Here is a 25,094-nt window from a genome sequence, read left to right as displayed (position 1 = left end):
CCCGCGGCCAGACCCCATAAAAAAGAACGTACCAGGAGCCGGACACCCATGAGTGGCGCTGTGCCCGCGCAGGCAGACTTCCTGCGCATCGAGGACGTGGTCAAGGATTTCGGCAGCACCATCGCCGTCAACCACGTCAACCTCTCCATCGCCAAGGGCGAGATCTTCGCGCTGCTCGGCTCCTCCGGCTGCGGCAAGAGCACGCTGCTGCGCATGCTGGCCGGCTTCGAGGCGCCGACCTCCGGCCGCATCGTGCTCAATGGCCAGGACCTGGCCGGGCTGCCGCCGTACGAGCGGCCCATCAACATGATGTTCCAGAGCTATGCGCTGTTTCCGCACCTCACGGTGTGGGACAACATCGCCTTCGGCCTGCGGCGCGACGGCATGGCGCGCGACGCCATCGCCGAACGCGTGGGCCAGATGCTCAAGCTGGTGCAGCTCGATAAGTACGCCAAGCGCAAGCCGCACCAGCTGTCGGGCGGGCAGCAGCAGCGCGTGGCGCTGGCGCGCAGCCTGGCCAAGCGGCCGCAGCTGCTGCTGCTGGACGAACCGCTGGGCGCGCTGGACAAGAAGCTGCGCGAAGAAACCCAGATCGAGCTGGTCAACATCATCGAGGAAGTGGGCGTGACCTGCGTGATGGTGACCCACGACCAGGAAGAGGCCATGACCATGGCCTCGCGCATCGCGGTGATGACCGAAGGCCGCATCGCCCAGGTGGGCACGCCGGGCGAGGTGTACGAAACGCCGCACACCCGCTTCGTGGCCGACTTCATCGGCAACGTGAACCTGATGCCGGGCACGCTGGTCGATGACCAGCCGGAGTCGGTGGTCATCCAGTGCGCCAACTGCAGCCACTACGTCGGCCACGGCATCACCGGCACCGAAGGCATGGCGGTCACCGTCGCGCTGCGGCCCGAAAAGATCAAGGTCACGCGCGAAGAGCCCGTGGGCCCCAACGATCCGCATAACAAGGTGCGCGGCACCGTCAAGGAGATGGCCTACTTCGGCAGCTTCACCGTCTACCGGCTGGAGCTGGCCGACGGCAGCATGCTCAAAGCCAGCCAGATGAATGCCGAGCGGCATGCGGAAGACCCGCTGACCTGGGGCGACGAGGCCTGGGCGAGCTGGTCGCCCTCGTCCCAGGTGGTGTTGACGCAGTAGGAGCCGGCGCGCATGAGCAACGTTCTCCCGCTGCGCTGGTGGCAGCGCCTGGGCCTGCGGGGCCGCAGCGCCGTCATCGGCATTCCCACGCTGTGGCTGCTGGTCTTCTTCCTGCTGCCGTTCCTGATCGTGCTGAAGATCAGCGTCTCCGAGATGGAGAACGTGACCTTCAAGGACCTGGTCACCTACGCCGACGGCGTGCTGCAGTTCAGCCTGCGGCTGGGCAGCTACGTCTTCATCGCGCAGGACGACCTGTACTTCCTCACCTACCTGCGCAGCCTCAAGTACGCGGCCGTCACCACGCTGCTGTGCCTGGGCATCGGCTACCCCTTCGCCTACTTCATGGCGCGGGCCAAGAGCACCGTGCAGCCGGCGCTGGTGATGCTGGTGATGCTGCCCTTCTGGACCAGCTTCCTGCTGCGGGTGTATGCCTGGAAGGGCCTGCTGGGTGACGGCGGGCTGATCGCCAACTTCATCATCGGCATCGGGCTCGACCAGCTGCTGGCCAGCACCGGCTTGATCGCCACGCCCGGCAAGCTGATGAACACGCCGTTCTCGCTGGTGCTGGGCATGACCTACACCTACCTGCCCTTCATGATCCTGCCGCTGTACGCCAACCTCTCGAAGATGGACCTGCGGCTGCTGGAGGCGGCGGCCGACCTCGGCTCCACGCCCTGGACGGCCTTCTGGAAAGTCACTGTGCCGCTGTCCAAGGCCGGCATCATCGCCGGCTCGATGCTGGTGTTCATTCCCTGCGTCGGCGAGTTCGTGATCCCCGAGCTGCTGGGCGGCCCCGAGACGCTGATGATCGGTCGCGTGCTGTGGGACGAGTTCTTCAGCAACAACGACTGGCCGATGGCCTCGGCCGTGGCGGTGGTGATGATCCTCCTGATCATCGTGCCGCTGGCGCTGTTCAACCGCTACCAGGCCGAGGCGCAGGAGGGCGTGAAATGAGCCGCACCGCACTGGGCCCGCGCGTGGCGCGCCACTTCGGCAAGGCCTGGCTGGCCGCTGGCTTCCTGTTCTTGTACATGCCCATCGTGGCGCTGGTGGTGTATTCGTTCAACGATTCACCGGTGCCCAACCAGTGGGCGGGCTTCACCACGCGCTGGTACGCGGGCCTGCTGAAAGACAGCGAGATGTTGGGCGGCCTCTGGCTCAGCCTCAAGATTGCGTTCTTCACCGCCACCTTCTCGGTGATCCTGGGCACGCTGGCCGCGTTTGCGCTGGTCAAGTACCGGCGCTTTGCGGGGCGCACGATGTTCTCGGGCATGGTCAGCGCGCCGCTGGTGATGCCGGAAGTCATCGTCGGCCTGTCGCTGCTGCTGTTCCTGGTGTCGGTGCAGCATGCCACCGAGGGCCTGTTCGGCGTGGGCTGGCCCGACCGTGGCGCCCTCACCATCTGGATGGGTCACGTGCTGCTGGGCATGGCCTACGCCACGGTGGTGGTGCAGTCGCGGCTGCAGGACCTGAACCCGCAGCTGGAAGAAGCGGCGATGGACCTGGGCGCACGGCCTTCGCAGGTGTTCCGCCTGGTCACGCTGCCGATGATCACCCAGTCGCTGATGTCGGCCTGGCTGCTCACGTTCACCATCTCGCTGGACGACGTGGTGCTGTCGGCCTTCCTGTCCGGCCCAGGCTCCACGACGATGCCGCTGGTGATCTTCTCGCGGGCCCGTCTGGGCGTTAACCCCAGCGTCAACGCCATGGCCACGGTGATCATCACCGTGGTGGCCATCGGCGTGCTGATCGCCAGCTACCTGATCGCCCGCGCCGAGCGCGAGCGCACCAAGGCTCTCAACCAGGCGCGCAGCGAGGGAGGCTGAGCCGCGCCTGGCAGACACCATTTCAGAGGAGAGAACCGCATGAGCATCCACCGTCCCCTGACCCTGCTGGCCACCGCCGTGGCGCTGGCCTATCCGGCGCTGGCCGGCGCCCAGACCACCAACGAGCAGCTGCTGCAGGAGCTGCGCGAGCTGAAGTCCCGCGTCGGCGAGCTGGAAAAGAAGCTCAAGGACGCCGAGAGCAAGCTGCCGCCCGCCGGCGCCAGCTGGGGCATGACGCCCGACCAGGCCGCCGAGCTGAACCGGCTGACGGTCAAGGCCGATGCCGCCGAGGACAACACCGAGCGCCTGGGCTTCAAGGACTTGAAGATCAGCGGCTACATCGAGCCGACCTACATCTACAACAAGCTGCAGAACCGCTCGGGCTTCCAGTTCCTGAACCAGCAGTCGGACGGCTACTTCTACGACACCTCGTACTTCGGTGCGGCGGTGATCGACCTGACCAAGGAAATGGAAGGCGGCACGATCTGGAAGCTGACGCTGTCGCCCAACCGCGGCGTCGGCGCGCTGATCGACGGCAAGAGCATCATCCAGGAAGCCAGCGTCTCGGTGCCGATGGGCGGCCTGCAGACGCGGCTGATCGCGGGCCAGATCCCGGACTGGTCGGGCTACGAGTACCAGCAGCCCACGCTCAATCCCTTCACCACGCACAACCTGCTGTACGACTTCACCCTGCCCGCCGGCTACACCGGCGTCGGGCTGACGCAGCAGTGGGACAAGTGGCTGTTCAAGGGCATGGTGGCCAACGTCAACACGCCCATCCGTGTCTCGGGCGAGAAGTCGCCGGTCATCGTCTACCGCGGCGACTATGCCAAGGGTGAGTTCAGCGGCTTCGGCTTTGCCGGCCTGCACGGCAAGTCGCCCAACGCCAACACCGGCAGCAGCACCACCGCACACCTGTTCGAGGTGGACGGCTACTTCACCCGCGGCGAATGGACCTTCCAGGGCCAGGCCAGCGTGGGCAGGCAGAAGGACGCCGCCATCACGCCCGACGCGGACGGCAACTGGCGCGACGCCAGCTGGTGGGGCCTGTCGGGCCTGATGGGCTACATGGTGACGCCGCGGCTGCAGGCCCTGGTGCGCGCCGACTACATCAACAACAAGAAGAACGGCGGCGGGCTGTACACCTACAACGGCTACTACAACCCCGACGAAGGCACCTTCAACGACAGCCGCAACGGCATCGGCCCTGGCTTGGGCGAGGACGCCAACCGCGGCGCCAACCGCTACGCCCTCACCTTCGGCATGAAGTACGCCATCAACCCGCAGACCGCGGTGAAGGTGGAGTACCGGCTGGACGGCGCCGACCGCGCGGTGTTCGAAGACGTCAAGACCGGCGACTTCAAGAAGCGCAACCATCTGCTGGGCACCTCGCTGGTGGTGGCGTTTTGAACTGGGCCGAGCGCGCGGCCACGGTCCGCTTCGACGGCCGCAGCCTGATCGACGGCGAGCGCCGCGACGCGCTCGGCGGCGAATGCTTCGACAAGCACTCGCCGATCGACGGCCGGCTGCTGGGCCCGGTGGTGCGCGGCCAGGCGGCCGACATCGACACCGCGGTGCGCAGCGCCCGCGCCGCCTTCGACGACGGCCGCTGGGCCCGGCAGGCGCCGGCTGCCCGCAAGAAGGTGCTGCAGCGCTTTGCCGAGCTGATCCTGGCCGCCAAGGACGAGCTGGCGCTGCTGGAAACGCTGGACATGGGCAAGCCCATCGGCCATGCACTGGCGGTGGACGTGCCGGCCACGGCCCGCGCCATCGCCTGGTATGCCGAGGCCATCGACAAGGTGTACGACGAGATCGCGCCCACCGGCCCGCAGGCCTTGGCGCTGATCACCCGCGAGCCCATGGGCGTGGTGGGGGTCATCGTGCCCTGGAACTACCCGATGATCATGGCCGCCTGGAAGCTGGGGCCGGCGCTGGCCACCGGCAACTCGGTGGTGCTCAAGCCCAGCGAGAAGTCGCCCTACACCGCGATGCGGCTGGCCGAGCTGGCGCTGCAGGCCGGCCTGCCGCCGGGCGTGCTGAACGTGGTGCCCGGCTACGGCCATGAGGCCGGCGAGGCACTGGCGCTGCACATGGACGTGGATGCGGTGGGCTTCACCGGCAGCACCCGCGTGGGCCGCAAGATGCTGGAGTACGCCGGCCGCAGCAACCTCAAGCGCGTCTACAACGAGCTGGGCGGCAAGTCGGCGTTCGTGGTGTTTCCCGACGTGGCCGACGTGGGCCGCGCGGCCCGCACCCTGGCCGGCAGCATCTTCTTCAACCAGGGCGAAAGCTGCAACGCGCCTTCGCGCGTGCTGGTGCACGAAAGCATCGCCGATGACTTCGTGAAGACCGTGGCCGCCGAGGCCCCCGCCTGGCAGCCCGGCCATCCGCTCGACGCGGCCACGCAGATGGGCGCGCTGGTGGACGAAGGCCAGCTGCGCACGGTGCTGGGCTACATCGAAGCCGGCCACGCCGAAGGCGCGCGGCTGGTGACGGGCGGCCAGCAGGCGCGCGCCGAGACCGGCGGCTACTACGTGCAGCCCACGGTGTTCGACGGCGTGGCCAACGGCATGAAGATCGCCCGCGAGGAGATCTTCGGCCCGGTGGTCTCCGTGATCCGCTTCCGCGACGAGGCCGAGGCCATCGCGCTGGCCAATGACAGCGCCTACGGCCTGCAGGCCAGCGTGTGGAGTGACAACGTGCACCGCGCCCACCGCGTGGCGCGTGCGCTGCGCGCCGGCACCGTGCACGTGAACCAGTACGACGAGGACGACATCACCGTGCCCTTCGGCGGCTACAAGCAAAGCGGCAACGGGCGCGACAAGAGCCTGCATGCGCTGGACAAGTACACCGAGCTGAAGACCACCTGGCTGCGCATCGACCCTTGAACACCTTGACCACCGAGCTGCAGGCCCAGGGCGTGCACACGCTGCTGGTGCAGTTCACCGACCTGCATGGCGTGGCCAAGGGCAAGCTGCTGCCGCTGCACCAGCTGCCGGCCGCGGTGATGCCCGGCGCCGGCTTTTCCGGCCCGTCGATCGCCGGCACCGGCCTGCCCCGCACCGGCCCGCGCAGCGAATACTGGGCGCGCGCCGACCTGGCCACGCTGCGCGCCCTGCCCTGGATGCCCGGCGTCGCCCATGTGGTGGCCGATGGCTTCGTGGACGGCGAGCCGTTTGAAGCCTGCCCGCGCCAGGTGCTGCGCCGCGCGCTGGCCCGCCTGGCCGCCCATGGCCTGCAGATGCAGGTGGGCATCGAGCCCGAGTTCTTTCTGCTGCGCCAGATCGATGGCCGCTGGCAGCCAGTGGACGAACGCGACCGGCTGGACAAGCCTTCCTACGACCTGAAGAGCCTGCCACGGCAGCTGCCCTTCCTGCACGCGCTGCGGCAGGCGCTGGAAGCCGCCGGCCTGCAGGTGCTGCAGCTGGACCATGAAGACGCGCACGGCCAGTACGAGGTCAACTTCCTGCACGCCAACCCGCTGTGCAGCGCCGACCGGCTGATGCTGTTCAAGCAGGCCGCCCACACGCTGGCCGAGCAGCAGGGCGCGGTGTTCTCGATGATGCCCAAGCCCTTTGCCGACCAGCCGGGCAGCGGCCTGCATTGCCATGTCTCGCTGCAGGCGGCCGATGGCCAGCCGGTGGCGCCGGCCCTGCTGCAGCGCTTCATCGCCGGTGTGCTGGCGCACAGCGGCGCCTTGTGTGCGGTGGCGGCCCCCACGGTGAACTCGTACAAGCGGCTGACAGTGGGCCCGTCGATCACCGGTACCACCTGGGCGCCAGCCTTCGTGGCCCATGGTCCGAACAACCGCACGGCGCTGGTGCGCACCCTGCCCGGCCGCTTCGAATGGCGGCTGCCCGATGCCTCGGCCAACCCTTACCTGGCCCTGGCTACGATGATCGCCGCCGGCGTGGACGGCATCGAGCGCGAGATGGCCCCGCCACCCGCGTGCGAGCTGGACCTGTTCACGCTGCCGGCCGCGGACCGTGAGCGGCTGGGCATCGGCCTGCTGCCGCAAAGCCTGGCCGAAGCGGTGGCCGCCCTGCAGGCCGACGCGGTGGTGCAGGCCGCGCTGGGCCCGGTGCTGGCGGCCGAGTTCATCGCCGCCAAGCAGGCCGAATGGCTGGCCTATGCGCGCCATGTGAGTGACTGGGAATGGACAAGGTACGCTAGCGCGTTCTGAAGCCCCCTACCCCCGTCTTGACCGCCATCGCCGCCCCGCACCGCCCCGTCTGGATCGCCTACACCTGCCTGGCCGCCAGCATGGCGCTGGTCGGCAGCTACGTCGGCCTGTCGAAGTTGCTGGTGGCGGTGCTGCCGGTGTTCCTGCTGGCCTGGCTGCGCTTCGGCATCGCCGCGGTGGCCATGGCGCACTGGGTGCGCCGCCAGCCGGGTGAGGCGCCGCTGTCGTCGCACGACCGCCGGCTGCTGTTCCTGGAGTCCTTCCTCGGCAACTTCCTGTTTTCCATCTGCGTGCTGTTCGGCGTGCGGCTCACCACCGCGCTGGCGGCCGGCGTGATCATGGCCGCCATCCCCGGCGTGGTGGCGGTGCTGTCCTGGCTGTTCCTGAAGGAGCGCATCACGCCGCGCGTGGCGGCCGGCATCGCCTGCGCGGTGCTGGGCATTGCGCTGGTGTCGCTGAGCAAATCACCCGACGGCGCAGCCGCCGGCTCGCTGCTGGGCAACCTGCTGCTGTGCGGCGCGGTGGTGTGTGAAGCCAGCTACGTGGTCATCGGCAAGCGGCTCACCGGCAACGTCTCGGCCAAGCGCATCAGCGCGCTGGTCAACCTGTGGGGGCTGGCGCTGGTCACGCCGCTGGGGCTGTGGCAGGCGCTGAGTTTCGACTTCGGCAGCGTGGCGCCCTCGATGTGGTGGCTGCTGCTGTTCTACGCGCTGGCCGCCAGCATGTGGACGGTGTGGCTGTGGATGACCGGCCTGCGCCAGGTGCCCGCCTCGCGCGCCGGCGTCTTCACCGTGATGCTGCCGATCAGCGCCGCGCTGGTCGGCATCTTGTTCCTGGGTGAGCGTTTCAGCCCCGCCCAGGCCGGCGCGTTCGCCCTGGCACTGCTGGGGCTGGTGCTGGCCACCTGGCCGGGCCGCCATCAAACCGCGGTGACGTTGAACTGATCGCAGAGGTCATCGACCTGCCAACGCTTGAGCTTCTCGGCTCGCAGCCTGTGCAGCCCGCTGCGCTCGAAGATGGCGTAGGCGAATCCCTTGTTCATCTGCCTCGACACGTAACGGATTCCATCCCAACGCGGACTCGCACCGTGGATCGCCCGTGCCCAGGTCTGGCTCGCCGTGTAGTCGGCCGATGCACTGATGTCGTTGTTGAGCCCCAAAGCCTTGAGCGCCGCCCCGGTCAGGTCAGCCAGCAACAGCGTCTTGCGCCGTTCGCAGGTAAAGCGCACGACCGATCGCTCGGTCAGTTCTGCGGCCGGCACCTCGTAGCTGCCTCTGGCGAATCGCCCGCACTCATGGATGACGCTCTCCGCAAAAGCGACCTCGATGGTGCTGGCGGTGTAGCAAGTGCCGAACGCGTCGGCGCCGCCGGGGTCGGGATCGTCAAACCGGTAGACCCCGGACGACCAGTAGGGCTCGGTCGCCGGATGCCGGCTCAGTCGCACGAGCGACGCGACGTCGATCCTGATGGGTCGAAGCAGAGCCTCGAATGAACCGAGATCAGGCAGCCGCAGTGCCACGCGCATCGCCTCGCTCACGCGCCCATGCCGCGGCCAGGCGCTCCACCTTGGACAGGGCAGTCCCGGCCTCCAGCGCAGCGGCCACGCTATTTCCAGCGAGGGCGCCATGCTCACGCAGCCAGAACATCAGCTTCTCGCTGGGCCCAAGGTTGCCAAGCGCGCGGCAGATGCGAGCCACGGCCTCGCGATCCATCCCGAGGAACGCCTGCGGGTAGTACAGGCGGTTGCCGATCTTCACCGCGAAGATTTCACCCCGGTCCGCGGCCGGCGCCAATGCCTGACGGGTGAGGCCCCAGGCCCGCGCAAGTTGCTCACCGGGTACGACGAGAGCGTCCTTGACCCACTGGACACGCGCAGCCTCGCCGCGCGCGGTGGCACCGGCCAAGCCGGCCGTGGCCGCAGGATCACGCAGCGTATCCGCGGTGGGGGCCTTGGCGTGTGCCCCCGGGGTTCGGACGCCTCGTGTCCTTGGTAGTTGCAACCCTTGCTTGCTGACCGCTGAGCGAAGCGTGCTGAGGTCTTCGCTGAGGCGCCCGACGGTGGCCTCGAGCTGCGCGATGCGGCGAAGCAGGAAAGGTGTGCTCAGATCGGTGCTCATGGGTGGACTCTAACCAAATCCGGAAAATGCAGCAAACACAGCAAATAGAGACAGCCTGTAGCGACAGGCGATGACGGGTGCTGGCCGGGATCAGACCCACCCCGCCTGAACTTGAGGCACGCCATGCGCGCTTCTGGTGCATGCCCTGCCCGCTTATCGCCGGATTGCCGGCCCGCGATGCAGGCAAATTGCAGGCATGAAGCGAGAACCCGAGAGTCCGCCCCTGCGGCTGGTGCCGGTGCTGGCCGGTGGCGGCACGCGGCTGCCTGCGCACGTGGGTGTGCTCACGGCCCTGCACCGCATGAACGTCGAGCTGCCCCGGCTGGTGGGCGTCTCGGGCGGCAGCATCGTGGCGGCGCTGCATGCGGCCGGCTGGTCGCCGGAGCGTTTGCGCACGCTGGCGCTGGACATCGAGTTCAGCCGCTTCAAGGGCTTCTCGCTCTACCAGCTGTTCTTCCACGGCGGGCTGACCAGCGGCGACACCTTCGAGCGCTGGCTGGACGACCTGCTGGGCGGGGTGTGCTTCAAGGACCTGCCGCTGGACCTGGCGGTGGTGGCCACCGACGTGCGACGCAGCGAGCCGGTGGTGTTCGACCGCGAGCACACGCCCGACTACCGGGTGGCGCGCGCGGTGCGGCATTCGATGGGCATTCCGCTGCTGTTCGCCTTCCAGCCGCATGGCGACAAGCTGCTGGTGGACGGCAGCATCCTCAGCGAAGACGCGCTGCACCGCGACTGGGCCGGCGACAACACGCCGGTGTGCCTGTTCCGCCTGCGCGGTGAACGCGCCCCCAGCGACGACGAAGCGCCGCCCCGGCGGCCGCTGTTTCCGCTGCCGGGCTACATCCTGATGCTCATCCGCACCTTCATGACGACGATCTCGCGCGAGTTCGTCAATGCCCGGCACTGGCCGCGCACCGTGGTGGTGGACGTGGGCCGGCATTCACCGGTGAACTTCAAGCTCACGCGGGCCGACAAGGAAGACCTGTTCCAGCGCGGCCTGGGCACCGTGATGGAGGTGCTGCCGATGAAGTTTCCGGAGCTGGCGGCGCGGCTGGCCGCTCAGGCGCTGACCGGCGACCTGGCAGCGCTGACGCCGCCCCTGGCCGCCGACGCCCGGGCGGCCACCTCGGCCGGCGACGTCGCCTTCAACGAGTGATCGCTCCACACCTGGCGCCACTTGCGGGCGCCGGGGGTGCCGTTCCACAAACCCAGCATGTGCCGCGCCACCTGCGGCCAGGCGCCACCGCGGGCGATGTGGCGGTCCATGTAGGCCACCATGTGCGCCTCCACGGCCTCGCGGCTCAGGCCCTGGCGGCCCGGGTCGTTGAAGAACAGCGCATCCCAGTCGGCCATGGTCCAGGGCTCGTGGTACGGCTGGCGGCCCAGCATCACGCCGTCCACCTGCGCCAGATGCGCGGCGATCTCTTCGTGGGTCTTCACGCCGCCGTTGAGCACGATGGTCAGCTGCGGAAAGTCGCGCTTGAGCCGGTACACATGCTCGTAGCGCAGCGGCGGAATCTCGCGGTTTTCCTTCGGGCTCAGGCCCTGCAGCCAGGCATTGCGTGCATGCACGATGAACACTTCGCAGCCGCCCTCGGCCACGGTGCCGACGAAGTCGCGCACGAAGTCGTAGCTCTCTTCCTGGTCGATGCCGATGCGGTGCTTGACCGTCACCGGCAGGTCCACCGCGGCGCGCATCGCGGCCACGCAGTCGCGCACCAGCGCCGGCTCGGCCATCAGGCAGGCGCCAAAGGCGCCGCGCTGCACCCGCTCGCTGGGGCAGCCGCAGTTGAGGTTGATCTCGTCGTACCCCCACTGCGCGCCCAGCCGGGCGGCCTTGGCCAGGTCTTCGGGCTCGCTGCCGCCCAGCTGCAGCGCCACCGGGTGTTCTTCTTCGTTGAAGTCGAGGTGGCGCGGCACGTCGCCGAACAGCAGCGCGCCGGTGGTCACCATCTCGCTGTACACCCGGGTGTGGCGGGTGATCTGGCGGTGCAGCAGCCGGCAATGGCGGTCGGTCCAGTCCATGCACGGCGCCACGTTCAGGCGCCAGGGCGAGAAGGCCGGGGTCGGGGCAGAAGCTTCAGCGGTCATGGGCGGTTCAGGCGCGCGCGGCGTTGGTGGCGATGCCTTGCGCAAAACGGGGCAGCAGTTCGGCCGGCAGGTCGTGACCCATGCCGTCGACCAAGTCGAGCGTGGCGCCGCGCAGGTGGCGCTGCAGGTCGCGTGCGGCGGCGGCCGGCAGCAATGGGTCGGCCGCGCCGTGGATGATGTGCACCGGCAACTGCACCGCCTTGAGGCGCCGGCTGCGGTCGCCATCGGCCAGCACTGCCACCATCTGGCGGGCCACACCGGCGGGGCGGTAGGCGCGGTCGATCGACGCACTGACCTGCGCCCGCAGCGCCGCCGCCGGTGCCGGATAGGCCGGGCTGCCGATCAGACGGAACAGGCCCTCGGCGCGACGGATCAGCGCCTCGCGGTCATGGCGGCTGGGCGGCTTGCTCATCATGGCCTTTTGCACCGCCCAGGCGGGCCGCGGCAGGTGGCGGGCGCCCGTGGTGGTCATCACCAGCGTCAGGCTCTCGCAGCGCTGCGGCTGCTGCCAGGCCATGTGCTGGGCGATCATGCCGCCCATCGAGGCGCCGCACACATGCGCGGCGGGCACTTCCAGCGCCTCGAGCACCGCCCAGGCGTCGCGCGCCATGTCGTCCAGCGTGTAGGCGGTGGGCACCGGCAGGCGCAGCATGTGGCGCGTGGCGGCCCAGCCGACGTTGGGCACGCCCAGATGATCGAAGCCGTCGGACAGGCCGGCATCCCGGTTGTCCAGGCGGATCACGCGAAAGCCCAGCGCCACCAGCGCATCGACCAGCGGCTGCGGCCAGCCGACCAGCTGCATGCCCAGGCCCATCACCAGCAGCAGCGGCGTGCCGCTGGCCGGGCCCTGCACATCCACCTCGATGGCCAGGCCGTTGGCTTGCAACTTCATGCCGCCGCCCTGGCCGCTGCCGGCCGGCGCAGCGCCATGGCCTCGTTGGCCACCAGCGCGGCCAGCACCAGACCGCCGCCGCCCAGCACCGCGGGCGTGGGTGATTCGGTGGTACCCAGCCAGGTCCAGGCCACGCCGAACAGGATTTCCAGCAGACCCAGCAGCGAAGCCTCAGGCGCGCGCAGCACCTTACCGGCGGCCACCGCCAGCACACAAGGAATGGCCAGCTGCACCACGCCCAGCATGGTCAGCCAGCCGATGTCGCTGGCCGAAGCCTGGAAAGGCAGCGCCAGCGGCAGCGTGAGCAGCGCCGACAGCACCGCGCCGATCAGCACCGCCGGCGTCATGTCGTTGGGCGCCTGGCCGCTGACGGCGCCGCGGGCGTTGAGCTGCAGCAGCGTCCACATCGTGGCGCCGGCGATGGGCACGCTCAGCGCCACCAGCGTGCCCACGGCATCGCGCGGGCTGCCGCCACCCACCTGCGAGCCGTACATCCAGGCCACGCCGATGCCGGCCACCACGATGGCGGCCCAGGTGCGGCCCGGCAGGCGCTGGCCCAGCACCGCGCGCGAGATCAGCGCGGTGAACAGAGGCGCCAGCGACATCGTGATGAGCACGTTGGCCACGGTGGTGAGCGTGAGCGCCACCATGAAGGAGGTGAACATCACCGTCCAGCACAGGCCCGACAGCCACAGCACGCGGCCGCCCTGGCGCAGCTGCCGGCCCAGCAGGCCGAAGCCGCGCTGCCCGCCGAGCAGCAGCGTCAGCGCCACCGCATTGGCTGCGCTGCGCCAGAAGGTGAGCTCGAAGGTGCCGGCCGTGTCGAGGTGGCGCGTGACCACCCCGGCGATGCTCCACAGCAGCGTGACCAGCAGCATCGTGGCCACGGCCCGACGGTGCGTCACGACGGCCGCCCCGCGATCAGTTGGATTCGCGGGCTGCGCGCTTGCGCTCGTGCTCGCTCAGGTGGCGCTTGCGCAGGCGGATGCTCTTGGGCGTGATCTCGACCAGCTCGTCGTCGTCGATGAAGTCGACGCCGTATTCCAGCGTCAGGTCGATCGGCGGCGTGATCTTGATCGCGTCTTCCTTGCCGCTGACGCGGAAGTTGGTCAGCTGCTTGGTGCGGGTGGCGTTGACCACCAGGTCGTTGTCGCGGCTGTGGATGCCGACGATCATGCCTTCGTACACCGGGTCGTTCGGCTTGACGAACATGCGGCCGCGGTCGTCCAGCTTGCCCAGCGCGTAGGTGAAGATCTCGCCGTCGTCCATCGAGATCAGCACGCCGTTCTTGCGACCGCCGATCTCGCCCTTGTGGGCTTCGTAGCCGTCGAAGATCGACGAGATCAGGCCCGAGCCGCGGGTCAGGTTCATGAACTCGTTCGAGAAGCCGATCAGGCCCCGGGCCGGGATGCGGTACTCCAGGCGCACGCGGCCATGGCCGTCCGGCTCCATGTTGATCATCTCGCCCTTGCGCAGGCCCAGCGCCTGCATCACGCCGCCCTGGTGGATTTCTTCCACGTCGGCGGTGACCAGCTCCATCGGCTCGCTCTTGACGCCGTCGATGTCCTTGAACATCACGCGCGGCTTGGAGACGGCCAGCTCGTAGCCTTCACGGCGCATGTTCTCCAGCAGGATGGTCAGGTGCAGTTCGCCACGGCCACAGACCTCGAAGACGCCGTCTTCGCCGGTCTCGGACACGCGCAGCGCCACGTTGTGCTGCAGTTCCTTCTGCAGGCGGTCCCAGATCTGGCGGCTGGTGACGAACTTGCCTTCACGGCCCGCCAGCGGCGAGGTGTTGACGCAGAAGTTCATCGTCAGCGTGGGCTCGTCCACCTTCAGCATGGGCAGCGGGCTCGGGTTGGCCACGTCGGTCACGGTGACGCCGATGCCGATGTCCTCGATGCCGTTGATCAGCACGATCTCGCCCGGGCCGGCTTCCGTCACCTGCACGCGGTCCAGGCCCTGGAAGGTCAGCACCTGGTTGATGCGGCCGTTGACGGACTTGCCGTCCGGGCCTTCCATCACGGCCACCTGCATGCCGGGCTTGATGGTGCCCTGGCTGATGCGGCCCACGCCGATGCGGCCGACGAAGCTGTTGTAGTCCAGCGCCGAGATCTGCAGCTGCAGCGGAGCGTCCGGGTTGCCGGCGTGCGGCTGCACATGCTTGAGCACGGTCTCGAACAGGGCCGACATGTCGGGGCCCCACTGCTCGCCCGGCGCGCCTTCTTCCAGCGACGACCAGCCGTTGATGCCCGAGGCGTACACCACCGGGAAGTCCAGCTGCTCGTCGTTGGCGCCCAGCTTGTCGAACAGGTCGAAGGCGGCGTTGATCACCGCGTCGGGCTTGGCGCCCGGCTTGTCGACCTTGTTCACCACCACGATGGGCTTGAGGCCCAGGGCCAGCGCCTTCTTGGTGACGAAGCGGGTCTGCGGCATCGGGCCTTCCTGGGCGTCGATCAGCAGCACCACGCCGTCCACCATGGACAGTGCACGTTCCACCTCGCCGCCGAAGTCCGCGTGGCCCGGGGTGTCGACGATGTTGATGTGCGTGCCGTTCCAGCTCACGGCGCAGTTCTTGGCCAGGATGGTGATGCCGCGCTCACGTTCGATGGCGTTGTTGTCCATCACGGTGTCGACGACCTTCTCGTGGTCGGCGAAGGTGCCGCTCTGGCGAAGGAGCTGGTCGACCATCGTGGTCTTGCCATGGTCGACGTGGGCGATGATGGCGATGTTGCGGATCTGCTTGGTCATGGAACGTTCTTTCAGGAAATCAGGCCCTGCACTTCGACGGGACTGAGCAGGCGGTCGGCGATTAATTCACCCGACGCGATGTGTGCGCTGCCGAGAAACGCACTCGGCTGCGGGCCGTACACGCGAACGGCTGGCGCATCGGCCAGTCGCACGCGCCGTCGCAGGCCGGTGAGGAAACGACCGGCTTCGTCTTCCGGCAAGGCCACGCGGGGCCAGTCGGACAACAGCCAGTCGACGGGCTTCAGCAGCGCTTCGCGGGCCGCCTCGTCGAGCGCCGCGAGTTGTTCAAGCGTGACGGCATCGGCCACCTGCAGCGGACCGCTGCCGGTGCGCCGCAGGGCCGACAAATGGGCGCCACAACCCAGCGCCTGGCCGATGTCTTCGGCCAGGGTGCGGATGTAGGTGCCCTTGCTGCAACGCACGTCGATCACGAGCGTGTCAGCCTGCCAGTCGATGATGTCGATGTGGTGAATGACCACCTGCCGCGGCGCGCGTTCCACCTCGATGCCGGCGCGCGCGTACTCGTACAGCGCCTTGCCGTCGCGCTTGAGCGCCGAATGCATCGGCGGCAACTGCGAGATGGGGCCGGTGAAGCGGGCGCAGGCGGCCTCGATCGCGTCGCGGTCCAACGCCACCGGGCGTTGCTGCAGCAGCTCGCCCTCGGCATCGCCGGTGGTGGTGGTGCGGCCCAGCGCCAGCGTGGCGCGGTAGGTCTTGTCGGCCTCCAGGCTCACCTGGCTGAACTTGGTGGCCGCGCCGAAGCACAGCGGCAGCAGGCCGGTGGCCAGCGGATCGAGCGTGCCGGTGTGGCCGGCCTTTTCGGCGCGCAGCAGCCACTTGGCCTTCTGCAGCGCGTCGTTGCTCGACAGGCCGAGCGGCTTGTCGAGCAACAACACGCCATGCAGCGGCCGGCGCTGGATGCGCTGGCGCGGCGGCCGCGGCGTGGCCTGGGGAACTGCTTCTTGCACGGTCAGTCCTTGGCCTGCTGCGCGTTGGCCTGGCGGATCAGCGCATTCAGCTCGGCCGCACGCTCGGTGGTGCGGTCGAACTGGAAGTGCAGCGTGGGCACGGTGTGGATCTGCAGCCGCTTGAACAGGCCATTGCGGATGAAGCCGGCCGCCTCGTTCAACGCGGCCTGGCTGTCCTCGGGCTGGCCGACCAGCAGCGAGAAGCGCACGGTGGCATGGGCGTAGTCGGGCGTGATGTCCACGCCGGTGACGGTGACCATGCCCACGCGCGGGTCCTTCAGGTCGCGGATCAGCTCCGACACATCACGCTGGATCTGGTCGGCGATCCGCAGGCTGCGGTTGGGTATCGCTTTCTTGTGTCGCATCGGGTTGTCCTCTCGGCCCTACAAGCACGAACCCCGCCACCTTGCGGGCGGCGGGGTTCGGGTGAAACGGCCCGCCGTTGTTACAGCGTGCGTGCCACTTCCTTGATCTCGAAGAATTCGAGCTGGTCGCCTTCGGCGATGTCGTTGTAGTTCTTCAGCTTGACGCCGCACTCGAAGCCTTCCTTGACTTCGCGCACGTCGTCCTTCATCCGCTTGACCGAGTCGACTTCGCCGGTGTAGATCACCACGTTGTCGCGCAGCAGGCGGAAGCGCGCGTCGCGCCGCACCACACCGGCCGTGATCATGCAGCCAGCCACCGTGCCGATCTTGGAGGCCACGAACACCGTGCGGATTTCGGCGGTGCCGATGACTTCCTCGCGCTGTTCCGGCGCCAGCATGCCGCTCATCGCCGCCTTCATCTCGTCGACCGCGTCGTAGATGATGTTGTAGTAGCGCAGGTCGACGCCGTTGTTCTCGGCCAGCTTGCGGGCGCCCGCATCGGCACGCACGTTAAAGCCCACGATCACCGCCTTGGAGGCGATGGCCAGGTTGACGTCGTTCTCGCTGATGCCACCCACGGCCGCGTGCACGATCTGCACCTTGACCTCGGCGGTGCTGAGCTTGACCAGCGACTGCGCCAGCGCTTCCTGCGAACCCTGCACGTCGGCCTTGACGATCAGCGCCAGCGTCTGCGCCTGGCCTTCGCCCATGTTCTCGAACATGTTCTCCAGCTTGGCGGCCTGCTGCTTGTTCAGCTTCACGTCGCGGTAACGGCCCTGGCGGAAGGTGGCGATTTCACGGGCGCGGCGTTCGTCGCTCAGCACCATGAAGTCGTCGCCGGCCTGCGGCACTTCGGTCAGGCCCTGGATCTCGACCGGGATCGACGGGCCGGCTTCCTGGGTGTTCTTGCCGTCTTCGTCCAGCATGGCGCGCACGCGGCCATAGCTGGAGCCTGCCAGCACCACGTCGCCGCGCTTGAGCGTGCCCGACTGCACCAGCACCGTGGCCACCGGGCCGCGGCCCTTGTCCAGCTGGGCTTCGATCACGATGCCCTTGGCCAGCGCTTCCTTCGGCGACTTCAGCTCCAGCACTTCGGCCTGCAGCAGCACTTGCTCCAGCAGGTCGTCGATGCCCTGGCCGGTCTTGGCCGAGACGGGCACGAACGGCGAATCGCCGCCGAACTCTTCCGGCACCACCTCTTCGGCCACCAGCTCGCTCTTGACCCGCTCCAGGTTGGCATCGGGCTTGTCGATCTTGTTGACCGCCACCACCAGCGGCACGCCGGCCGCCTTCGCGTGGTGGATGGCTTCCTTGGTCTGCGGCATCACGCCGTCGTCCGCGGCCACCACCAGGATGACGATGTCGGTGGCCTTGGCACCACGGGCACGCATGGCCGTGAAGGCCGCGTGGCCCGGGGTGTCCAGGAAGGTGATCATGCCGCGCGGGGTTTCCACGTGGTACGCGCCGATGTGCTGCGTGATGCCGCCGGCTTCGCCTGCGGCCACACGGCTGCGGCGGATGTAGTCCAGCAGCGAGGTCTTGCCGTGGTCGACGTGACCCATCACGGTGACGACCGGGGCACGCGGCAGCAGCTCGGTGTCGGTCGCGGCATGCTCTTCTTCCAGGAAGGCTTCCGGATCGTCCAGCTTGGCGGCCAGCGCCTTGTGGCCCATTTCCTCGACGAGGATCATGGCCGTTTCCTGGTCCAGCTGCTGGTTGATGGTGACCATCTGGCCCAGCTTCATCAGCTGCTTGATCACCTCGGCGGCCTTGACCGACATCTTGTGGGCCAGGTCGGCCACGGAGATGGTCTCCGGCACGTGCACTTCCTGCTGCACGAACTCGCTCGGCGGCGTGAAGGTGGAACCGCCGCCGTCATTGCGGTCGCGGCCACCACGGCCACGCGGCGCGCGCCAGCCCGGACGGCCCGCGGCGGCACCGTCGGTGCGGCCCTTGGGCGCGGCACCGCGCTTCTTGGCGTCGTCGGCCCAGCTGGACGAGAGCTTCTCGGACTTGACCGACTTCTTCTCGCCCGGCTTGGCGGCCGCGCCGGCGTTGGCGGCCGGTGCGGGTGCGCCCGGCTTGGCGGCCGGCTTGTGGATCGTGCCCTTGATGGCGTTCTCGGCCGTGGCCGCCGGCTTCGGCGGCTCCTCCGGCTTCTTGGCGATGAGCACCTTCTTGGGCGCGTTCATCATCGCGCGGATGGCGGCGGCTTCGGCCTCGGCGGCGCGGCGGCGCTTCTCGAGGTCGAGCAGGCGCTGCTTCTCGGCGGCGTCGGTGTCGGCGGCCTTGACCACGCGCAGACCCGGCTTGGGCGCATCGGCCGGCTTGCCAGCGGCGGGCGCGGCAGCAGCAGCCGCCGGTGCGGCGGTGGCGGAGACCGGTGCAGCAGCAGGGGCAGGTGCCGGGGCCGGCTTGGCGGCCGCAGCCTTGGCCGCGGCTTCCGCAGCGGCCTTGGCGGCAGCGGCTTCGGCAGCAGCCTTCTCGGCGGCTTCACGGGCGCGGGCTTCCGCGGCCTCGCGCTCGGCGCGTTCCTGCTCCTCGCGCTGGCGGCGCTTCTCGGCCAGCTCTTCTTCCTGGCGACGCAGCAGCTCGGCCTGTTGCTGGGCCTCTTCCTCGCGGCGCTGCAGCTCCAGCGCCTCGTCGGCGGCCGAAGGCGCACTCGCCTCTTCGCCGGCCGGGGCGTCGTCGCGCTTGATGAAGGTGCGCTTCTTGCGCACTTCCACCTGGATGGTGCGGGCCTTGCCGGTGGAATCGGCCTGCTTGATCTCGCTGGTGCTCTTGCGCGTCAGCGTGATCTTCTTGCGATCGCCACCGGTATTGCCGTGGCTGGTGCGCAGGAAGCCGAGCAGACGCTCCTTGTCGGCGTCGGTGAGCTGGTCGTCGGTGGAGACTTTGCGCACCCCCGCGGATTGCAGCTGCTCGAGCAGCGTCGCGGCCGGGCGGTTGAGCTCGGCGGCAAATTGGGCGACGGTGGTCACTGCCATTGTGAAGATCCTTGGAAAACGGGGGCGCTCGTGGCGTACAGGCTGTGGGCGATCAATCGGTGTCCGTGCGTGAAGGTCAGGCGGTGAACCAGTGTTCGCGCGCCTTCATGATCAGCGCCTTGGCCTGATCGGCATCCATACCGGTGATCTCGGTGAGTTCGTCGACGGCCAGGTCGGCGAGGTCGTCGCGGGTGTGCACCCCGCCCCCCGCCAGCTTGGCGATGAGATCGGGATTCAGGCCTTCGAGGTCGCGCAGGTCCTGCGACACCTCTTCGACACTTTCCTCGCGGGCGATCTCCATCGTCAGCAGCGCATCCTTGGCACGGTTGCGCAGCTCGGTGACGGTGTCCTCGTCGAAGCTCTCGATCTCGAGCATCTCCTGCATGGGCACGTACGCCACTTCTTCCAGGCTGGTGAAGCCTTCGGCGATCAGGATCTCCGCCACTTCCTCGTCGACGTCGAGCTTCTCGACGAAGAGCTTGCGGATCACGTCGCTTTCGGCCGCCTGCTTCGCCTGCGACTCTTCGGCGGTCATGATGTTGATGCGCCAGCCGGTCAGCTCGGAGGCCAGGCGCACGTTCTGGCCGCCACGGCCGATGGAGATGGCGAGGTTTTCCTCGTCCACCACCACGTCCATCGCATGCGGCTCCTCGTTCACCACGATCGACTGCACGTTGGCCGGCGCCAGCGCGCCGATCACGAACTGCGCCGGGTCTTCCGACCACAGCACGATGTCCACGCGCTCGCCGGCCAGCTCGTTGGTGACCGCGTTGACCCGCGAGCCGCGCACGCCGACGCAGGTGCCGATGGGATCGACACGCTTGTCGTGCGAGACGACGGCGATCTTGGCGCGCGAACCCGGGTCACGGGCGCAGCTCTTGATCTCGAGCAGGCCTTGCTCGATCTCGGGCACCTCTTGCGCGAACAGCTCGATCATGAAGCCGGGCGCGCTGCGCGACAGCATGATCTGCGGGCCGCGCACGGTGGGGTCGACACCGGCGATGTAGGCCCGCACGCGGTCGCCGGTGCGCAGGTTTTCCTTGGGGATCATCTCGCTGCGCTTCAGGCGGCCTTCCACCCGGCCGCTCTCGACGATGATGTCGCCCTTGTCCAGCCGCTTGACGGTGCCCACGAAGATCTTCTCGCCACGGGCGAGGAAGTCGTTGAGCAGTTGCTCGCGCTCGGCGTCGCGGATCTTCTGCAGGATGACCTGCTTGGCCGCTTGCGCACCGATGCGGCCGATGGGCACCGACTCGATGGGCTCCTCGATGTGGTCGTCCACCTCGATGTCGCCGATCTGTTCCTTGGCTTCGAAGAACAGGATCTCGGCATCGGGGATCTGCAGGCCGGCCTCATCCGGCACCACGTGCCAGCGGCGGAAGGTCTCGTACTCGCCCGTTTCGCGGTCGATCTGAACGCGGATGTCCACTTCGCCGCCGTGCAGCTTCTTGGTGGCCGACGCCAGGGCTGCCTCGACGGCGCCGAACACGACGTCGCGCTCCACGCTCTTTTCGCGCGAGATCGCATCGACCAGCATCAACAGTTCGCGGTTCATTCTTCTGGACCTCCATGCACCTCGGGCTGCGCAGGAGCAGCCGGGCGACCTTTGAAATTGACGACGGGCACCAGCCGTGCCTCACGCACCTCGTCGAGTGCGAAATCGAGCGCCGGCTGCGTGAGCGCCTCGCCCGATGCGGCGGCAGCCTGGGCGGACTTGGCCGGCTTGCTGGACTTGGTGGACTTGCCCGCCGCCTTGCCGCCGGCGCGCACCGGCGCACCTGCGTTGTCGTCCAGCAGCAGGCGCCACCCACCGTCACGCGACATCAGGATGCCGCGATACTTTTTGCGCCCCTGGAAAGGCAGTTTCAGCGTGAGATCGATCGCCTCGCCGGCAAAACGCTCGTAGTCGGCCGATTTTTTCAAAGGCCGGTCGAGCCCGGGGGACGAAACTTCCAAACGTGCGTATTCGACGTTCTCGACTTCGAGCAGATACTGCAATTGCCGCGTCACGGCCTCGCAGTCCTCGACGGTCACGAATTCGCTGGCACCCAGGCCTTCGGGGTACGCATGGCCGGGCACCCGGTCGATCGTGACGCGCAGGAGTCCACCCCCCGTGCGTTCGAGGTCGACCAGGTCGTAACCCAGCCCAGTGACGGTACGTTCGACGGCAGACTGCCAGGTCATCTAAGAAAGCGTTCGAGCAAAAAAAAAGGGCAGGAACAGAATCCGCCCGGTTGGGAGCACACGGTGTTTCCAGGGAAATGCGGATTGTACTGCGCCTGGGTACCTACGCCAAGGCCCTGGGTACTGATGCGGTGAGGACATGCCAGAATCACGCCCCTTTCCTGACCTGAGCTACGGAGACACCATGGGTTTTCTCGCCGGCAAGCGGCTGCTGATCACGGGCGTGCTGTCCAACCGTTCCATCGCCTACGGCATCGCTCGTGCCTGCCACCGTGAAGGCGCCGAGCTGGCCTTCAGCTACGTGGGCGAGCGCTTCAAGGACCGCATCACCGAGCTGGCCAGCCACTTCGGCTCGTCGCTGGTGTTTGATTGCGACGTCGGCAGCGACGAACAGATCGAGCGCCTGTTCACCGACCTGCGCAGCGCCTGGCCCGAGGGCCTGGACGGCCTGGTGCATGCCATCGGCTTTGCGCCGCGCGAGGCGATCGCGGGCGATTTCCTCGAAGGCCTGAGCCGCGAAGCCTTCCGCATCGCGCACGACATCTCTTCGTACAGCTTCCCGGCGCTGGCCAAGGCCGCCGCCGGCCAGCTGCGGCCCAACGCCGCGCTGCTGACGCTGAGCTACCTGGGCGCCGAGCGCGCCGTGCCCAACTACAACACCATGGGCCTGGCCAAGGCCTCGCTGGAAGCCAGCGTGCGCTACCTGGCCGCCGGCCTGGGCCCCAAGGGCTACCGCGTCAACGGCATCTCGGCCGGCCCGATCAAGACGCTGGCAGCCAGCGGCATCAAGGGCTTCGGCAAGATGCTGGACGTGGTGGAGCAGAACGCCCCGCTGCGCCGCAACGTCACCATCGACGACGTGGGCAACGTGGCGGCCTTCCTGCTGTCCGACCTGGCCGCCGGCGTGACCGGCGAGATCACCTACGTGGACTGCGGCTTCAGCCGCGTGATGAGCGGCGTGCCCGACAGCACCGCAACCTGACACAGGATGCTGCGCGGGGCTTGACCGCCCCGCTCCGCCAGGCGCTCACAGCGCCTGCAGGATCTCCTTGCGCTTGGCCTGGTATTCCTCTTCGGTGATCAGGTTCTGGTCGCGCAGGCGCTTGAGCGCGCGCAGGCGCTGCTCCTGCTCGTCATAGAAGCGCTGGTCGCGGGCATTGCCTGCCGGCGCCATCGGCGTGGCCACAGGTGCCGCTGGCGCCGCCGCACGGGCGGGTGCCGCGGGCGCAGTGGCCGCCGGCGCCGCAGGTGCCACGGCCGGTGTCGCCACCGGCGCTGCCGCCCTGGGCGCCAGCGCAAACGCCAGCCAGTCGCCACGGGTCGACGTCGCATCCGGGCTGCTCAGCCGCACGTTGCTGGCCGCGCCACGGCTGCCGAAGCGGAAAGTGGGCAGGATGCGGGCGCCGCGGTACTCGTTGTAGAAGTCAAGCCGCGCATCGTTGACGATCAACTGCAGCGCCCCGCCCTGCACGAACAGGCGCGCCGTCAGGCCGTACGGCGTGCCCAGCAGCCCACCTTCGCGGCGCGAAGTGCTCAGCAGCACCAGGTCGTCCTGCGGCGTGGCCACGGCCAGCGCATCGGCGATCACCTGCGGCAGCGAAGCCAGCTCGTCGGCACCGAACAGCGGCTCACGCTGGTTGCCGCGCATGAAGGCCACGCCCTGCATCCAGTTGCGGATCTGCGCCGCCGGCACCGCCTGCGGATGTTCGTTGGCCGGTGCCCCGCTTTCGCGCGGCTGCAGCTGCAGCTCGGTGAACTCGCTCAGCAGCCACTGGCGGCGGCCCGGGTTGCTGCCCGGCGCGGCGGTGTCGCTGGCCGTGGCGCTCTTGCCGAACAGCGTGTCCAGCACGCCGGCCTGCGCAGGCGCGGTGGCGGCCAGCGCTGCCGCGGCCAGGGCCAGGGCGGCCAGGCCGCGGGGGTGAAGGGTCGTCATCGCGTGTGTCTCCCAGCGGGTGCAACGGGTCTTGGCCGCGCACCGATGTTCCAAAAGTACATAACTACACCGCAGAGTCTGCTACGTAGTCAAGCTACATCTTTGCCTCGTGCGCGTGGAGGGTAGCCAAGCGAAGCTGCGTCTAAGCACCGGGTTTTCCCGCGTAACTGTTGTGTAATCGACTGAGGACTTTCCCCGGTGACTCTGTGTAGTTTTGCTACGTACAGTCGCGCCGTCGGCTGAGTTGGACAGCCATGTAGTGTTGCTACACGTGACCACCCGAGGAGAGAAAGCGATGAAGATGCGTATGAAGTGGGTCGCCGCGGCGGCCGCGTCGGCGGCTGCCATGGGCGCCGTGAGCCCGGTGTCCGCACAGGGCCTGGAGTACAAGGGCTATGTCCGCACGGGCACCGGCGGTTCCACCGAAGGTGGCAAGCAGGTCTGCTTCGGCCTGCCGGGCGCAGGCGCCAAGTACCGCCTGGGCAACGAGTGCGAAACCTACGCCGAGAGCCAGTTCATCATGCCGTTCGGCAAGAGCGACGGCACCTGGGCCAAGTACAACCTGATGCTGGCGCTGGTCGAGAACAACGCCGCTTCGGACTACGAAAGCTCCAAGGGCGACAAGTTCGACCTGGCCAGCCGCCAGAACTACTTCGAGGCCGGCGGCTTCTTCGGCCCTGGCGCCCTGCAAAAGGCCAGCATCTGGATCGGCAAGCGGTACTACAACCGCCATGACGTCCACATCAACGACTACTACTACTGGAACAACAGCGGCCTGGGCGGCGGCATCGAGGACATCGCGGTCGGCAGCGCCAAGATGGCCTTCTCGTACCACAGCAAGGGCGACGACACGCTGGTGACGGACACCGTCAACGGCCTGAACACCAGCCGCTTCTCGGCACGCCTGTATGACCTGCCGGTGAACCCGGGCGGCACGCTGGAATTCGAAGCGGTGGCCATGAAGGGCACCAGCGCGGGCAACAGCAGCCGCGGCGAAGGCAGCGGCTTCCTGCTGTTCGCAGAGCACAAGCAGACCGGCATCATGGGCGGCTTCAACAAGCTGGCCCTGGTGCTGGGCAAGGACGCCGGCGCCGGCGACTCCAGCGTCAACAACTACCGCGACGCCACCGACGACATCAAGGGCTCCAGCTGGCGCGTGGTCGACCAGCTCTACATCGCCCCGAGCGGCTCGCCGTGGTCGGCCATGGCCACCGCCGGCTACTCGCACGTCAAGCTGGACAACCAGCCCAAGACCTCGTGGTTCACCGCTGGCGTGCGCCCGCAGTACCAGATCAACAACTACTTCAGCATCGCGACCGAACTGGGTTACGACCGCGTGAAGACCGATGGCAAGGACACCGCCCACCTGACCAAGCTGACCGTGGCGCCGCAAGTCGCCCTGGCCCCCGGCTTCTGGTCGCGCCCGGTTTTCCGCACCTTCGTTACCTACGCCAAGTGGAACGACGCCGCCAACGGCGCCGGCACCAACGGCGTGTTCGGCAGCAAGACCAACGGGCTGACCTACGGCATCCAGGTCGAAGCCTGGTGGTGATCCACCGCCGCAGCGCCTGACCCGGGCGCCGCGGTACCCTGGCCGCGGCCGCCGCCACCGATGGCGGCCGCGCGCCTTCCG

General features: G+C 68.3%; 22 protein-coding genes. 10 read left to right on the top strand and 12 right to left on the bottom strand.

The window, feature by feature from the left end; all coding sequences use genetic code 11:
* Nucleotides 1-48 precede the first annotated feature (48 nt).
* From MW290_RS13105 to MW290_RS13075, 7 genes are read left to right on the top strand one after another with little or no spacing between them, the layout of a single operon-like run.
* The gene (locus MW290_RS13105) at nucleotides 49-1,161 is read left to right on the top strand and encodes an ABC transporter ATP-binding protein (protein WP_250195092.1); all 1,113 of its coding nucleotides are present in this window, start codon (nucleotides 49-51) and stop codon (nucleotides 1,159-1,161) included.
* Between the two features lie 12 nt (nucleotides 1,162-1,173).
* On the top strand, nucleotides 1,174-2,115 hold the full coding sequence (locus MW290_RS13100) for an ABC transporter permease subunit (RefSeq protein ID WP_250195091.1): 942 nt from the start codon (nucleotides 1,174-1,176) through the stop codon (nucleotides 2,113-2,115).
* Nucleotides 2,112-2,987: an ABC transporter permease subunit gene (locus MW290_RS13095; protein ID WP_250195090.1), complete on the top strand. Its 876-nt coding sequence runs from the start codon at nucleotides 2,112-2,114 to the stop codon at nucleotides 2,985-2,987. The genes MW290_RS13100 and MW290_RS13095 overlap by 4 nt, the downstream gene beginning before the upstream one ends.
* Nucleotides 2,988-3,026: 39 nt before the next feature.
* A complete protein-coding gene (locus tag MW290_RS13090; RefSeq protein ID WP_250195089.1) occupies nucleotides 3,027-4,397 on the top strand; it encodes a DUF3138 family protein in 1,371 nt (456 codons plus the stop codon).
* Entirely contained in the window at nucleotides 4,394-5,875 is a 1,482-nt protein-coding gene (locus MW290_RS13085) for an aldehyde dehydrogenase (RefSeq protein WP_250195088.1), read from the top strand. The genes MW290_RS13090 and MW290_RS13085 overlap by 4 nt, the downstream gene beginning before the upstream one ends.
* Entirely contained in the window at nucleotides 5,872-7,170 is a 1,299-nt protein-coding gene (locus MW290_RS13080; protein ID WP_250195087.1) for a type III glutamate--ammonia ligase, read from the top strand. Before MW290_RS13085 ends, MW290_RS13080 begins: the two co-directional genes overlap by 4 nt.
* Nucleotides 7,171-7,187: 17 nt before the next feature.
* Entirely contained in the window at nucleotides 7,188-8,114 is a 927-nt protein-coding gene (locus MW290_RS13075; RefSeq protein WP_375142763.1) for a DMT family transporter, read from the top strand.
* On the opposite strand, the gene MW290_RS13070 is transcribed toward MW290_RS13075, so the two are convergent.
* Complete coding sequence (locus MW290_RS13070) at nucleotides 8,090-8,707, bottom strand: RES family NAD+ phosphorylase (protein ID WP_250195086.1); 618 nt, start codon at nucleotides 8,705-8,707, stop codon at nucleotides 8,090-8,092. The two genes, MW290_RS13075 and MW290_RS13070, sit on opposite strands and share 25 nt — an antisense overlap.
* Nucleotides 8,670-9,287 carry a hypothetical protein gene (locus MW290_RS13065; protein WP_250195085.1) on the bottom strand — a complete coding sequence of 206 codons (618 nt, stop codon included), beginning with the start codon at nucleotides 9,285-9,287 and terminating at the stop codon, nucleotides 8,670-8,672. The genes MW290_RS13070 and MW290_RS13065 overlap by 38 nt, the downstream gene beginning before the upstream one ends.
* 196 nt (nucleotides 9,288-9,483) lie before the next feature.
* Here MW290_RS13065 and MW290_RS13060 point away from each other — a divergent pair, with 196 nt between their 5' ends.
* Entirely contained in the window at nucleotides 9,484-10,446 is a 963-nt protein-coding gene (locus MW290_RS13060) for a patatin-like phospholipase family protein (RefSeq protein WP_250195084.1), read from the top strand.
* Here MW290_RS13060 and dusA read toward each other — a convergent pair.
* The 9 genes from dusA to rimP form a co-directional block, all read right to left on the bottom strand.
* On the bottom strand, nucleotides 10,350-11,381 hold the full coding sequence (gene dusA / locus MW290_RS13055) for a tRNA dihydrouridine(20/20a) synthase DusA (RefSeq protein ID WP_250195083.1): 1,032 nt from the start codon (nucleotides 11,379-11,381) through the stop codon (nucleotides 10,350-10,352). The genes MW290_RS13060 and dusA overlap by 97 nt on opposite strands.
* A 7-nt stretch (nucleotides 11,382-11,388) precedes the next feature.
* Complete coding sequence (locus MW290_RS13050) at nucleotides 11,389-12,273, bottom strand: alpha/beta fold hydrolase (RefSeq protein ID WP_250195082.1); 885 nt, start codon at nucleotides 12,271-12,273, stop codon at nucleotides 11,389-11,391.
* Complete coding sequence (locus MW290_RS13045) at nucleotides 12,270-13,151, bottom strand: DMT family transporter (protein WP_250196674.1); 882 nt, start codon at nucleotides 13,149-13,151, stop codon at nucleotides 12,270-12,272. The genes MW290_RS13050 and MW290_RS13045 overlap by 4 nt, the downstream gene beginning before the upstream one ends.
* A 43-nt stretch (nucleotides 13,152-13,194) precedes the next feature.
* Entirely contained in the window at nucleotides 13,195-15,024 is a 1,830-nt protein-coding gene (typA, locus tag MW290_RS13040) for a translational GTPase TypA (protein ID WP_250195081.1), read from the bottom strand.
* An 11-nt stretch (nucleotides 15,025-15,035) separates the two neighbouring features.
* The gene (gene truB, locus MW290_RS13035) at nucleotides 15,036-15,998 is read right to left on the bottom strand and encodes a tRNA pseudouridine(55) synthase TruB (RefSeq protein ID WP_375142841.1); all 963 of its coding nucleotides are present in this window, start codon (nucleotides 15,996-15,998) and stop codon (nucleotides 15,036-15,038) included.
* The gene (gene rbfA, locus MW290_RS13030) at nucleotides 15,995-16,357 is read right to left on the bottom strand and encodes a 30S ribosome-binding factor RbfA (protein WP_250195079.1); all 363 of its coding nucleotides are present in this window, start codon (nucleotides 16,355-16,357) and stop codon (nucleotides 15,995-15,997) included. Before rbfA ends, truB begins: the two co-directional genes overlap by 4 nt.
* Nucleotides 16,358-16,437: 80 nt before the next feature.
* Nucleotides 16,438-19,344 (bottom strand): translation initiation factor IF-2, encoded by a 2,907-nt coding sequence (infB, locus tag MW290_RS13025; RefSeq protein WP_250195078.1) that lies wholly within the window; start codon nucleotides 19,342-19,344, stop codon nucleotides 16,438-16,440.
* A gap of 76 nt (nucleotides 19,345-19,420) precedes the next feature.
* The gene (gene nusA / locus MW290_RS13020) at nucleotides 19,421-20,899 is read right to left on the bottom strand and encodes a transcription termination factor NusA (protein WP_250195077.1); all 1,479 of its coding nucleotides are present in this window, start codon (nucleotides 20,897-20,899) and stop codon (nucleotides 19,421-19,423) included.
* A complete protein-coding gene (gene rimP / locus MW290_RS13015) occupies nucleotides 20,896-21,528 on the bottom strand; it encodes a ribosome maturation factor RimP (RefSeq protein ID WP_250195076.1) in 633 nt (210 codons plus the stop codon). Before rimP ends, nusA begins: the two co-directional genes overlap by 4 nt.
* Before the next feature lie 184 nt (nucleotides 21,529-21,712).
* On the opposite strand from rimP, the gene fabI reads away from it, so the two are divergent.
* The gene (fabI, locus tag MW290_RS13010) at nucleotides 21,713-22,510 is read left to right on the top strand and encodes an enoyl-ACP reductase FabI (RefSeq protein ID WP_250195075.1); all 798 of its coding nucleotides are present in this window, start codon (nucleotides 21,713-21,715) and stop codon (nucleotides 22,508-22,510) included.
* A gap of 45 nt (nucleotides 22,511-22,555) precedes the next feature.
* On the opposite strand, the gene MW290_RS13005 is transcribed toward fabI, so the two are convergent.
* Nucleotides 22,556-23,461: an SHOCT domain-containing protein gene (locus tag MW290_RS13005; RefSeq protein WP_250195074.1), complete on the bottom strand. Its 906-nt coding sequence runs from the start codon at nucleotides 23,459-23,461 to the stop codon at nucleotides 22,556-22,558.
* A 295-nt stretch (nucleotides 23,462-23,756) separates the two neighbouring features.
* On the opposite strand from MW290_RS13005, the gene MW290_RS13000 reads away from it, so the two are divergent.
* On the top strand, nucleotides 23,757-25,013 hold the full coding sequence (locus MW290_RS13000; protein WP_250195073.1) for a maltoporin: 1,257 nt from the start codon (nucleotides 23,757-23,759) through the stop codon (nucleotides 25,011-25,013).
* The last annotated feature ends 81 nt before the right edge of the window (nucleotides 25,014-25,094 follow it).

This window comes from Aquincola tertiaricarbonis (assembly GCF_023573145.1).
In the GTDB taxonomy this organism is placed as follows: Bacteria; Pseudomonadota; Gammaproteobacteria; order Burkholderiales; family Burkholderiaceae_C; genus Aquincola; species Aquincola tertiaricarbonis_B.
Note: the sequence above shows the minus strand (reverse complement) of the source record. Positions and strands in the feature narration are given on the sequence as shown.